Origin of the sequence: Brakhagea slesvicensis (assembly GCF_052161625.1) — a bacterium.
In the GTDB taxonomy this organism is placed as follows: domain Bacteria; phylum Planctomycetota; class Planctomycetia; order Pirellulales; family Pirellulaceae; genus JBKCUI01.
Window position 1 is genome coordinate 3019906 of record NZ_CP197412.1, and the last position, 12414, is coordinate 3032319.

The window sequence follows — 12414 nt, forward strand, 5'->3', positions numbered from 1 at the left end:
AGAGGATGACGGTCTTGTGGACAAAAGATCGTCGCTCGCGATTCGCGTTTCCGCATTCTGCGCCCTGCTTATCGTGTTAGCGCTAACTCCAATCACAGCAATCTACCTGTTTCATCCCGACGGAGCGCATCTAAGAATCAACGGCGTGCTAGATTTTTCGAAAATGGTATGCACACTCATGCTTATGCAAATCGAGCCATTACTGGTCGCACTCGCTACGATTGCTTACGCCGTTTTCGATAGAAATCTTAGCTCGCGGTGCATAATTGTCGCGATCGCATTATGTGCCAACGCATTGATTGGTTTCTTTTGGATAGTGGTGCGCAACGAAGGTGGAATTTGACGACGATGACTTCTCGTGTGTCGGTGATGCCGGTCGTTCAGGCCCATCGTACTCGTGATCAGTCCGCTGTGTCGGACGGTGCTCGTGCTCGTAATCGACCTGCTCAATTGCATGGAATCCTTGCGATGTTTGGCACGGTTGGCAGGCCGCCGTTTCTGAACTCAACGGCCAAGCTCCACATCTTCATTTCCCAATCCGGTTGCAAAATTTCTCCTGTGCAGCGTGTCGACCGATACGGAATGATACAATCGCTTGATCGGTCGGGCACGAGCACCGCTTCACTGAGCTGGAGCACGAGCACGAAATATAACCAGAGCACAACAATGTCCCGAAGTGACTGATCAACGGCGCTTTACATGGTGGCTTATTTGGCGGTCACTCCATGACGTGAGACGTTCGTCGACATAGAACCATGACTGAGTACCCTTACGCTGCAACACCGACCATATTCTCGCACGCCATTCCAGTATCGGATGTTCCGGAGTCGTCGTTGTTGACTATTGCGAGAAGCGTGTTTCTCGCCAGGGAGAAGCTCCGAATTTCTTACGTGATGATTCTCGCTTTCGTCACTCTGTTTTTCGTTTTCGTAACTGGATTTTTGAATCTACGACTACTAGGGTTGATCGTTTTGGGTGCGGTGGTCGCGAACGCTGCATATTTCGCAGGACCGGCGATCGAATCATACGTTCAGTGATTAGGATATAATAGAACTTGGCCTCGATCGTTCATGTTCCTTGGTGGCACAATTCTATCGATAATGAATCGTTTTCGTCGCACCATAGTAATCGCTTCTTTGTTGCTTATCGCGGCAGTGTCTCTTGCCGTCCGCGAAACGATCGACGGGTATCGCAGAAAGGTGGCGAGAGACACAGTTTTATCACTGGGTGGAAGCGTGGGGTCGCTACGCTCACCTATACCTTTCGTAGGATCAGAACTGCGTTACGAATTTCATGGAACTAACTTCTGTCAGGGCGACCTTCAACGATTGACTCCGCTTGGGGTGTTGGCCCGGCGACATTGGGTGGGTATCATGTTTAAAGATACAAATGTTTCAAGTGCTGACATCACTGCGTTGAGGTCAATGCTTCCCGGCTGTCATCCGTTTCGCGTCGTCAGTGGCGAGCGGGTGATCGACCAGTAATGTCGGCAAACGAAAATGCACCAGAGCTGCGATGGTCCTTGGGATGTGGCCTATGCGATATTTGGAAAATGTCTCATCCCAGCATTACCTCCGTACGTTAATGCATCGAACGAAGTAACGGGGTGGTCTGCGGATCAAACTGAAATGTGACGGTCTGCGTACAAGATGATGCCGAAGCAAACACGTTTTGTCAGTGTCGAAGTGGTAATCCGAACAAACTCCGATTGCCAGGATTGGATCGCATGGTTTGAAAGCCAGGACAACTACGTCACAAATATGCCGAGCGAGAACCACGAATCCTTCGTGTACTTCGCGCCCTTACCCTTGGGTGACGCAAATCAGACGATTCGTAGATTGTGTCAAGAGATTAGCGACTTACCTGAAAATGTTCGTCGCCAATGGGCTGACGCGGATCAGAGAGAATTTTTCGTCGGATACCATGTCGGCGAAACCCCGCCTTGCTTTACTGAACATATCGACTCTGATACTTTGGAATTGGTGTATCAAATCGGCGCGAGTATTCGTATCGCTCTATACCCGACACCGAACGAAGATGATTGAATCGCCTCTGCGATGTCACCACAATATAAAACCGCAGAACCCAAAATACACCCGAGTTGCCGATCGGACGTTTCCTCAAATCAAGTCTCTTGGAGGCTACCAGGTGATTTTGGTCGTTCCATCACGTACGTGAATTAGAAACACGATGAGACTCACGATGAAGCAGCTGTTTATCGCCATCGCGATCATCGCTGGCCTGATGGCCGCACTCATGCTGAGATCGCGGACCGCGCTGACGATTGGCGTGTAGAATGGAGCGTGTTGGTTTCCGAGAACTGATACGTGAGATCGTAACAGAACCATCCGTTGCACACGGAGCCGCGGGCTGTGCGGTTTGGTGAGATCAAAGTCGTTCGCCGCGGCCCGTCGAACGGGACCGTTCGTCCAAGGAAACCGCTATGACCGAAAATGCCCAAGGCTTCGAATTCGACACCCGTCCGGAGCGATTGCCTGTCGCTCCGTGGATTTCGTGCTCCTTGACAACCTTGGCGGCTATTCCCATTTGGTTTATCGGCTTCATCACAATTGTCGACTTGATAAAGCCTATCGACAGTCCAGCGGGAATTCCCGTTTATATGATGATGTGTCTTGTTGCAACTGTTTTTGTCATACCACTCAATTCTTTCGGGATCGCTCCACTCATCGCGAAGCTCGGATTTCCTTCAAACGGTCGATCGATTGCTATTCATATAATACTGGGATTCGTCGCATTTGTCGTGCTGTGGGTTTGGCCGTCTACGATCGGGCAATATTCATCGCTAGCATGGACAGTCGTTCCGTTTTATCTCTCCATATTCCTAATGCCGCCCATACTCTTTGGATCTTTCGTCTATTCGATACGCTATAATGTGATAAACAATGGAGGAGCGGCGAACAGAGCGATGCCCCAAGACCGTGGATCGGCCTTTTCTAGATAGTGTTTTTCTTGCCGCGACAGGCTGATTTCGGTCGTTGTGGCCTTCGGACTGTAATGTCGTGCTCTTGCTCTTGCTCAGTGAAACGGTGCTCGTGCTCGATTCTATTGAATATCGCAGAAGGAAACGGCAAGCGCAGTTTGAAAGATCGGGCTAGATTTCTAGATATTGCACGCGGTTCGGCGTTGGAATGCGCTGCGATTCGGGACGTGCTCGTTGTTTCTAACGGCTTGAGTCGGGTAACGGATTACGAACTCAAATCAAGACTGGTACGACTTGTCGCGATGTTGACTCGGATGGCGATGAAGCTTGATGGTGTTTCGCAGTGGCCGATCGCGTATGATGTCCGAGACGATTGCGAGCACGAGCACCGTCCGCCGCGGACTGAGCACGAGTACGACGAAGAGCCAGAGCCGGCGGATGCACTCAACGTCTCAATCCACTGGCATTGGACGTCCATCGATCCTCACTCGACGGGAGTGATCCTTTTCGTTCTCAGGTTGTAGATCAATTGCGCGCAAAGGCGCTAAAGCGCAATGCTGTGGCTTGAATGCTTTGCGTCCTTGCGCCTTGGCGAGAGACCTTCTTGTGTGTCGAGTCGAAGTTAGCAGTGCGATGGACTGGTTCGTAGTTCAGGTCTTGCCTGGAGAGCAATGATTGCAGCGCAACATAAAAACTCGTAGAATTCTTCGATGAACTCGTGTTAGAGACCGAGCATTGGTTTCGAAGAAACCAAAAACAATTTGAGAGCACAGCATTTGACCGAAGGGCTCGATCGTCCGGCTCTGGCTTGCGTCGAGCTGACCCCTCACCCATCGGTCAATGCGAGCGTTCGCCGAAAGTAGAACTATGTTTACACGACGCACGCTGGCACAACGGTATGTTTCTTACGCAATCGCGGCGTTGCTGATAATCGCTGCGGTGCTCGGGCTTCTGTACAACGCAAGCTCACTCTCTGCCGCGTTCAGTGGCGCGTTCGACAAAGTACCAGATATTGCTGCATTGCCGCACTTTTACACCGCGTTTTACCTGATGTCGGCGATATGCATCGTCTGTTACCTTTTTATCATCGTCGCTTCAGTTGGACTCTGCCTTGGCTCAGCGACGTGCGCACGATTACTTGCAATCTTGCTCCTGTTTGAAGTGTTCTACTTTTTTGCAATTGGTGCACTTTGGACTTTACCGATTGTGGGGCCCGGAATTGGGGCGGCAACGGGCGTCGCAAACGGGGGACTCATGGTTCAATTCTTACTCTTGATGCCAATTTGGATACCTGTTGTATTTGCATTTCTCGGACTGTACAGACAGAATCCAGTTCCCACCGCTGGTAGCCCAACGGCACCCATGCCAGACGGCGGTTAACTATCCAGTGCACCGGATCCGGGCTTGCGAGGTATCACAAATGGACAATCTTTTTTTCCGGCCAGGTGACGGGCACCGTTCTGGCTCAAGGCAACGCTTGAAGAAGTTCTCTATTCGAACCCTCGTCTTCCTCACCGCAATCATCGCGGTCTTGCTATCTCTAACACGGTTGCCTAAGAATGCATCCGTGGATTTTCCGATGAACCGGCAAGATTACGTTCGTGATCTCTTCGGTACGGAAGGCATAAATGGCGAACTTAACAGGTTTTCCTGTAACGAAGTCTCGACGTTTACTGGCTCGCCAGGGTGGAGCATCTGGTTCTCAGAAAAAACGATTCTCGAAGATGCGCGCACTCAGGGCTACTTCTGTATCATTGAGTACAAGTCCGTTTTTGGTATTCCATGGAAACGTTCCTTTGTTAATGGGAAGTGTGGACACGATCGACTTTATGCAAACTGTGTTCACTGCCAATCCGTGTCGCGACCATAAAGGACAAGAAAACCAGTACAAATGGTTGCAACGGAGCGCTCGATCGACCACTTGTACAATGGTTGCTCAACTCGTCGTTCCCGCTGAACCCCCCGTGCGCCGACGGAGTTATTGATGCTGATCTCAAAACCAAATGGCCGTGAAACGTTATTCGCAAACGTGCAATCGCGGTTCGAGCACAATTTTCATCCAACGCTTGCAAACGTCGTCAAAGTCGTTCAGGGTGTGGCAGCCAACTATCGAATCGAAGACACATCACATCAAATCGGGATCGAAGCCCAGCCGTGGGAGTAGTACTAAGGCTCCGTAAAGCAATAACTGTCCAGTCTAGTCTTTTTTGTTCGGCTTGATTGTGTAGTTCCAGTCTCCGTGAAACTTGGCTTGGAAAATATTAATGTCAGCCATTTGTTGATCCGTAATCTTCAATGCCTTTTCGTACTCACGTTGATCAAGGAAGGCGTGTATTTCAAGCCCTTTCGCCGTCGTCGTTGATCCGATCAATTGAACAATTACCTCGTAGGTTTCCAGTGGGGTGCCTCGCCAGTTGCTTGTGATGTGGCAGAAGACACGGTGCTCAATTTTATTCCATTTGCTTGTTCCTGGCGGAAAGTGGCACACCTCAATCTCTAGGTTTGTTTTGTTCGCAAGGCGTTGCAGCTCATATTTCCATAGTCGATTTCTTGCACCATTGCTTCCGCCGCTATCGGCGGTGATCATCAAGCGGGTCGAGTTCTTGTGCCGCTTCTTGCCGAGGCGTCTCCACCATAGCTCGATCGATGCAACCGCAAACTGCGCGGTATCATGATTGATGCCGACATTCACCACAGCCTCGTTGGTCGTTATGTCGTAAACGCCATATGGCACCGCTTTGCCTTTTGCGGCATCTGGAAAGTCGTGCGTATCGACCGCCAGCGGTTGTCCTGACGGACGCCATGTCTGCCCCGCATTCTTCTTCTTTCCAAGGATTTCCTTCTTCTTGGTGTCTACTGAAACAACTGGCTGGGCACTTCGCTGAAACGCCTTTGCACGTCGATTGATGTATTGGAATTGTTCATCACGATCCGGATGGTCTTCGCCTTCTCGAGTCTTCCTGTTTGCTTGAAGACTGTACCCCGCGGCATGCAGCTCTTTTCCTACCGTCGGGGCGGTAATCGAAAAGCCGATCCGTTGCATCTCAGTAGCGATCGAGCGGGTGCTCTTGCATGTCCATAGAAGAGGTCCCATGGGGTCGCCACGAGTCGAAGGTGATACAATTTTTTCGATGGCGGCGCGAATCCCAGGCTGCCTCTGTTCAATCGTCGGACGTCCACCACCCTTTTTTCGTTGTCTGCCCGGTTGGACTTCAACGCCGCGTTCCAATTCCGCTAAACCACGTCGAATCGTCCTCTCGGAGATTCCTGTAGCCTCGGCAACCGTTACAATGCCGCCATAGCCGATTGCCCGTGCCTCGACGGCGCACCAAAGCCTTCGAGACCGTTCATTCAAGCTCGCACACATGTCGGTATACTTGCTTCTAATCCATTCAACAACATTTCGTTCCGTCATGCTGACAGCATGGCAGAAAACCCAATCGAGAATCAATACCAACTCCGGACAGTTATTTCTTTACGGAGCCTAAACCGATGAATCCCTATGAGATTCCTGTTTCAGCAAACGACGTTGACCCAAAAGAATCAACGGATGATTCGTTGGTTGTGGACGATTCGATAGCGCGAGCTTTGGCTCTTTTAATTGGGACATCAAGCGTTATTTGCATTCTGATCGCTTTTGTACAGGGGCTATATGGATCGATGCTTGTCGTAGCGTCTATCGACGGGCGAGGGCGATTTGAGGGGCGAGGAATAATCACCATTCCGATCGCTGTCGTATTACTTGCTTCTTGTCTTTTCTTCGCTACGATTGGCTTACTCGGTATCCGTTCGTCACTACGACGACACAAAAGCGAGAATGCAGCCACCGAAAACAGTTGAAATGCGGACAAACAGAAGCCTGCCCCCAAAGCGCAGGTGGTATGTGTCTACTTTTAAGACGTTTCTTGCTGCGTCGAGGTGACGGAAGTCGTTTGCTTCTATTCTCACACGATCTGTCACGATGTTGCGTCTAGGGCAGATGAAGGCTGAAGCAGCTCTGAATCGGATTGGTGCGATTCTGTGGTACGAGCACGAGTGGGACGCATCACGCGATTGTACGTCGGGACTTCCGACGCCTGGGCCTTGTTGGGCTCGTAAATTGTTAGGAGACTCCTACTTCGCTCGACCGTACGGGTGTATCGTTTATGACTATGCAGGTTCGGTCGAGTATCTTCGATGGTTGAAACTCTTACTGTCGCTTCGGGAGATTGCAATCATCCAATCTCAGGTTGGGTACAAAAAGTTTTGAGTATCTTCGTGTTCTACAGAACCTAAGAAGTATTAGCCTTCACGGCACGCTGGTTACAGATCATGGGATTGCTCAACTGGGAGAACTGCAAAATCTGAAATTGCAAATTCTCGGGCTGGCTGAATCGAGACGTTTTGGCATTCATGCGCATTGCTCGTGCTCTTGCTCAGTGAAACGGTGCTCGTAATCGATTCTATTGAATATCGCAGAAGGAAACGGCAAGCGCAGTTTGAAAGATCGGGCTAGATTTCTAGATATTGCACGCGGTTCGGCGTTGGAATGCGCTGCGATTCGGGACGTGCTCGTTGTTTTTAACGGCTTGAGTCGGGTAACGGATTACGAACTCAAATCAAGACTGGTGCGAATTGTCGCGATGTTGACTCGGATGGCGATGAAACTTGATGGTGTTTCGCACTCGCCGAGCGAGTATTCTGTACGAGACGCCTACATACAAACCGGACGCCGGTTACCGCACTGCCTACTTTGTGAGCAACAAACTGCCTCTCAAGTCCATTCGCGTGGTAAACTGACGTCTGCGATTTGTGCAGACTGCCTGGAGTATTCTTCGAACTTGATCAAAGAGCACGCAGTTGGGTAACCATCGCATGCACCGCAGTCGTGGATTGGCCGTTTTTCAAATCAAGTATCACTCGCCGCGACTGCGGTGCTACGTGACCTTACCAGAACCAATTGAGACGATCGCTGAATGACAAAACAAATCCCACGAATCGGGCCTCTAACTTTTGGAGCAACGCTTGGATCCGCTATCGGGTTTGTACTTGCCTTGGTTGGGCTCGTTTCACTCCAAGCGGGCACGATCGCGGAGAACGACGATTCGGTCCTGTATGTGTCTTTTGGCGCCGCGACATTCGGGCTTGTGCTTGGCTTATTTGCTGAATTCTTGCTGAATCATCCGGCAGTTGCTGCCAGACCATTCGTGCGGCACATCCTTAGGCCGGTAACATTCTGTTCGCTACCGTACATGGTGATCGCCATGTCGCTTGACTACTTCGGCTATCCTAAACTAATGAGTGGAATCGGTTTCTGGTTTTGCGTGGTCGTTGTGCCGGTTCTCGGGGGTTCAGTAGCGTGTCTTCGCCAAGTTTGTCCTTGGATCGATCAGCGCTTTACCTCAACCGCCTCGAAGAAGATCCAGATCCGATAACCATCGCATGCAACGGAGCCAGCGGTCGGGTCGGTGTTGAAATCCACGCATCTCGCGCCGGCACGCTGCTACGTATTGTTCTCAAGTTGGAAATCGAGTGCGCGCAACGGCGCTAAGGCGCAAAGCTCTGGCTTGTATGCATTGCGTCTTGGCGCCGTTGCGAGAGACCTTCTTATCTGTCGAATCGGATTGACAGTTGCAATCGTCTTCAACTCAAATAGAATCGGGTTTGTTTGCTTTGAGACTGCCTCTCGCCCACGGTCCGTGCAGTTTTTTTGTCACAGAGATCACCTTACAAGATGCCTGATACGTCGCTTCTCACCCTCACTCTAAAGTGCGAAGTCGCCGAAGATGCGGGCTGGAACTCGAGAGCATCTGTAAATCTCACTTTCGAGTTGCTCGAGTGGGATGCCGAGTCGGTTCGATGCAGGCTTTCCGTTGCTGTCAAAGAGGTCGTCATTTCCGATATTCGATCCATTTTCGTCTCGGAACTCGGTGAATTCGCCGAAGCCTTAAACCGGCTTCGCAAAACTCTCGAGGGCTCCGTTCGACTATACGACTTCGACGGCGATCCAATTCTTACCTTTACCGTCGTGGACCAAAGACGGGGGCGGATTGCTGTCGGTGGCAACTTTCATCCGCTGACCTTCTTCTCAAAAACAACCACTTCCGATCAATTCGTCTCTCCGAACAACTGCGGCGACCCAACTGGTGTGCATATCACCTTTGAAGGCTTTGTCTGCGAACAATCGTATTTGCCTGATCTTTATTTACCAATTGCGCGTTGGGTCGGGACAGTTCGGGAGGACAGAAATACGCCGCTACGGCCGACGTCGTCTATTCAGGAAACGGTAAACCCCTACGACTCGTTCTTTCCGACGCCATCGAGTTCGCGTCCAAGCGATCCAAAGAATCCGGCAAAACCGCTGATGCTAGTGATGGGCGGCATGCACGCAGTTTTTGCTCCACTGGCCTTCCTTGCAGGATTCCAGGCGGGTTTGCATCTTGTAGTTGGTGCCATTCTGATGCTCATCCTTGCGTCTGCGACCATCTGGCTAGCGCTTCGCATTTTCACACCAGTTTCTAGAGTGTTAACGATGGTTTGGGGCGTATGCCTGGTGGCGTTTTTCGCCTACGCTGTCTTCGCCGCGTGCGACCCGTCGGAGATAGGTGGACCTGTTTTTTACGGACTCATGTTGCTAATTGTGACTCCAGTACCGATACTAGCTTTCCTGCAAAAATCAGTTTCTGTACCTGAAGCGGATTTCTGACCCATTCAATATCGAAACCGTTAAACGAAGCGGTGCACCGGAGTGCGCGATGGACACCACTACACTGATCTAGACTGCCATCGATTGCGAGATATCGGATTCGCATTCGCATTCATGGACTTACTCGATGGCCTGTCCCGTGTCACGGTGATACAGAGCAGATGTGAAGACTTGCCTCGACTCGGCGACGTGTGACGTTATCTGGCCAAATGATTGGACGATGGGAGCGATTCAATGCCACCAGCCGTTGAGGTTCTTTGGATTCAGTCATTGTTCCTGGGAGTTGTTTTCGCAGCATTTGGAATCCACAACAAAATTCCCCCCATACTTTTAGCCGGTATGTCGTTTGTGGCGGCCATTGCGATGTTTGCAACGAATGCAACGATCTGCGGCGCAATTTCGCCCGATTCGAATCCAATGTTTCCGAATTTCATACGCGGTGGTGTTAAGGGCTTTGGCGGATCGATGTATGTTCTCGTCCCCGCACTGCGGGACTTGTCTCTCGCCCCCATAGCTGCAATCGTTTTATCTTGCATCGGGCTAGTGACTTCTAACGTAAATCCTAGTCGACCACCCTCCACTGACTATAGCGAACGACGCCAATTATCAATTCCGAACCTTCTTCTAGCAATTGCCGTTTTTGCAATCGGCTTTTGGCAATTAGCCACGTTCATTAAGTATGATGCGTTTTGACTTGATCCCGATTAGGTCGAAATGCCAGATTACTAGTCGGTGCGATGGAGCGGAAATGGCGTTCCGTTATTTCGTTTCACTGGAGAGCGCTCGTGCCATGCCAACCCACTGATCGTCACCGTTACGGCCTAGAACCACAGCCAATGGATGCCGCCGAACTCCAACACAAGATCGATCATGCGTTCCAAAGTATTGCGAGACCGAACACCTTCACAACATGCCGCTGTGAGGAATGCTCAGCCCTTGATACATTGCTGCAGACTCGGAATCAATCGACTTTTGCTGCAACTGACGTCGGCATGTCGCTTTGCCTCCTCTCTCCAGAGGGGCTGACCTATTGGACTCCGGCATTGGTTCGTGTGTGCTTGACCTGCGACCGCGATGCAGGGTGCGAAGTATGCTACATGTTTATCAATTCAGAACTTGGCTTGCCTTTGCCGCGTGACAACTTTCCTCACCAACATCCGAGACTTGCTTCGCTCAGTCCGGAGCAAACTTTATTGCTGTTGCAGTTCCTTACGTACATCGAAGAAAATTGGTACGCTAAAATGGGGGATGAGACGCCACGCGAATTGGCTAGGGCGATTCGCAACTGGAAACGATTTGTGGGCGCGCGAACTTGAACCTCGCGAGGATTGGATCGCATTCCTTAAGGCTGAGAACCACCGCGTCGAAACCATGCTAAAGAAATGGCAAGACGAAGCGATACGACCAAGGCGCCGTTTGATCGCGAATCTGATACTTAGTTTTCTAGCGGCGACTACGCGATCGCCGAAGTTCGATGGTGGGATGCGATACAAAGGTGTTGCGCACGAACGAACTGCATTCGGTATGATCATGGATGGGTGGAGTTGCGATACCATTGTTTCGTGTTTAGAGGCCTATCATTTCAATCTATTACCCGACTAGAGTCTTTCGTCGCCTAAGCACTTGGACTGCGATCTGCTTCATCGCTGCACTTTCAAGCGTTGGTGCTGGGCAGGAAGAAGCTCCTTCAACCCAATTGACGGACCAGAAGTTGAGTATCGGCCTGGGCGAATCCGTTAACGAAATGGCCAATGACCTTTCACACGTCTTCCAGGCAAAAGACGGCTGCCATTGGTTTGCGAGTCGCAGCGAAGGCGTGTTCCGTTACGACGGCAAGAAGATCACACGGTTTTCGATTCAAGACGGATTGCCGGGGGACGATATAGACGGCATTCAGGGAGACAGTCACGGGAACCTTTACTTCAAAACGGACCAAGGGATCAGCAAATTTGACGGACGATCGTTTACAACGCTTGAGCCAGTCGCTGTGGGAGAATGGAAGAATCAGCCGGACGATCTTTGGTTCGGCGGCGGCCAGGATTCCGGTGTAGTCTACCGCTATGATGGGCAGTCGCTGCATCGATTAGAGTTCCCGAGAACCAAGGCTGGTGATCAGCATCATCTCGATTTCCCCCGTTCGAAGTTTCCCAATGCGAGATACAGCCCGTATGACGTCTATACCATTTTCAGGGACAGCAAAGGCAATCTCTGGTTCGGAACGGCCGTCCTGGGCGCCTGTCGTTATGACGGGTCTTCCTTCAAATGGATTCCCGAGGAAGAGTTGCGAAACGGTTCTTTCGGTACTCGCTCGATCTTCGAAGACAAAGACGGCAAGTTTTGGTTCACCCATACGCGGCATCGATACGCCATCGAAGATGTCTCCGGGATCGGCGCGTCGCAGTGGTACAAGAAAGAGAGTGGCCTCGGCGATTTAAGCGGGTACAAGCAAGGCGACTACGAGGTTTTTATATCGAGCACGCTAGGCGGCGACGGCATGTTGTGGATGGCCAATCTTGGTGGCGTGGTTTGGCGATACGACGGAAAATCGATGACACACTACCCTGTCATGGAGAAGGGAGAACAGCACTGGATTTTCTCGATTTACCGAGATAGGCAAGATGTACTGTGGCTCGGTACGCAAGCCCACGGCGTCTATCGCTTTAACGGCAAGTCGTTCGAGAAGTTTAGGCCGTGACGTCCGATACTCGCGTCGAACCGTGTGATGAATCCAAGCCGCCGATCGCTGATCGTCAACGTCCGTCTTGATACCAAAGGTCTCGTTAGCAAA

General features: G+C 51.0%; 11 protein-coding genes. 10 read left to right on the forward strand and 1 reads right to left on the reverse strand.

Annotation, left to right across the window (positions count from 1 at the left end):
- The first annotated feature begins 755 nt into the window (after positions 1-755).
- From SH467x_RS11350 to SH467x_RS11365, 4 genes are all read left to right on the forward strand, one after another.
- Positions 756-1037 (forward strand): hypothetical protein, encoded by a 282-nt coding sequence (locus tag SH467x_RS11350; RefSeq protein ID WP_482367235.1) that lies wholly within the window; start codon positions 756-758, stop codon positions 1035-1037.
- A gap of 1978 nt (positions 1038-3015) precedes the next feature.
- Positions 3016-3465 (forward strand): four helix bundle protein, encoded by a 450-nt coding sequence (locus SH467x_RS11355; protein WP_482367236.1) that lies wholly within the window; start codon positions 3016-3018, stop codon positions 3463-3465.
- Between the two features lie 343 nt (positions 3466-3808).
- Entirely contained in the window at positions 3809-4321 is a 513-nt protein-coding gene (locus SH467x_RS11360) for a hypothetical protein (protein WP_482367237.1), read from the forward strand.
- Between the two features lie 604 nt (positions 4322-4925).
- Positions 4926-5105 carry a hypothetical protein gene (locus tag SH467x_RS11365; RefSeq protein ID WP_482367238.1) on the forward strand — a complete coding sequence of 60 codons (180 nt, stop codon included), beginning with the start codon at positions 4926-4928 and terminating at the stop codon, positions 5103-5105.
- A gap of 33 nt (positions 5106-5138) precedes the next feature.
- Here SH467x_RS11365 and SH467x_RS11370 read toward each other — a convergent pair whose 3' ends face one another.
- The gene (locus SH467x_RS11370; RefSeq protein WP_482367239.1) at positions 5139-6356 is read right to left on the reverse strand and encodes an ISAzo13 family transposase; all 1218 of its coding nucleotides are present in this window, start codon (positions 6354-6356) and stop codon (positions 5139-5141) included.
- 546 nt (positions 6357-6902) lie between these two features.
- Between SH467x_RS11370 and SH467x_RS11375 the strand changes: the two genes are divergently transcribed.
- From SH467x_RS11375 to SH467x_RS11400, 6 genes are all read left to right on the forward strand, one after another.
- A complete protein-coding gene (locus SH467x_RS11375; protein WP_482367240.1) occupies positions 6903-7190 on the forward strand; it encodes a hypothetical protein in 288 nt (95 codons plus the stop codon).
- Positions 7191-7386: 196 nt separating this feature from the next.
- Positions 7387-7788, forward strand: coding sequence for a four helix bundle protein (locus tag SH467x_RS11380; protein WP_482367241.1), 402 nt, complete (start codon positions 7387-7389; stop codon positions 7786-7788).
- Between the two features lie 866 nt (positions 7789-8654).
- Positions 8655-9626 carry a hypothetical protein gene (locus SH467x_RS11385; protein ID WP_482367242.1) on the forward strand — a complete coding sequence of 324 codons (972 nt, stop codon included), beginning with the start codon at positions 8655-8657 and terminating at the stop codon, positions 9624-9626.
- Positions 9627-9860: 234 nt separating this feature from the next.
- Entirely contained in the window at positions 9861-10319 is a 459-nt protein-coding gene (locus tag SH467x_RS11390) for a hypothetical protein (RefSeq protein WP_482367243.1), read from the forward strand.
- A 555-nt stretch (positions 10320-10874) separates the two neighbouring features.
- On the forward strand, positions 10875-11228 hold the full coding sequence (locus tag SH467x_RS11395) for a hypothetical protein (RefSeq protein WP_482367244.1): 354 nt from the start codon (positions 10875-10877) through the stop codon (positions 11226-11228).
- Positions 11229-11337: 109 nt separating this feature from the next.
- Complete coding sequence (locus SH467x_RS11400) at positions 11338-12321, forward strand: ligand-binding sensor domain-containing protein (protein ID WP_482367245.1); 984 nt, start codon at positions 11338-11340, stop codon at positions 12319-12321.
- Positions 12322-12414: the final 93 nt, after the last annotated feature.

Bases quoted from the DNA above. Each gene is read 5' to 3' on its own strand.
- SH467x_RS11350 (WP_482367235.1), top strand. From the start codon at position 756: ATGACTGAGTACCCTTACGCTGCAACACCGACCATATTCTCGCACGCC.
- SH467x_RS11355 (WP_482367236.1), top strand. From the start codon at position 3,016: ATGTCGTGCTCTTGCTCTTGCTCAGTGAAACGGTGCTCGTGCTCGATT.
- SH467x_RS11360 (WP_482367237.1), top strand. From the start codon at position 3,809: ATGTTTACACGACGCACGCTGGCACAACGGTATGTTTCTTACGCAATC.
- SH467x_RS11365 (WP_482367238.1), top strand. From the start codon at position 4,926: ATGCTGATCTCAAAACCAAATGGCCGTGAAACGTTATTCGCAAACGTG.
- SH467x_RS11370 (WP_482367239.1), bottom strand. From the start codon at position 6,356: ATGACGGAACGAAATGTTGTTGAATGGATTAGAAGCAAGTATACCGAC.
- SH467x_RS11375 (WP_482367240.1), top strand. From the start codon at position 6,903: ATGTTGCGTCTAGGGCAGATGAAGGCTGAAGCAGCTCTGAATCGGATT.
- SH467x_RS11385 (WP_482367242.1), top strand. From the start codon at position 8,655: ATGCCTGATACGTCGCTTCTCACCCTCACTCTAAAGTGCGAAGTCGCC.
- SH467x_RS11390 (WP_482367243.1), top strand. From the start codon at position 9,861: ATGCCACCAGCCGTTGAGGTTCTTTGGATTCAGTCATTGTTCCTGGGA.
- SH467x_RS11395 (WP_482367244.1), top strand. From the start codon at position 10,875: ATGAGACGCCACGCGAATTGGCTAGGGCGATTCGCAACTGGAAACGAT.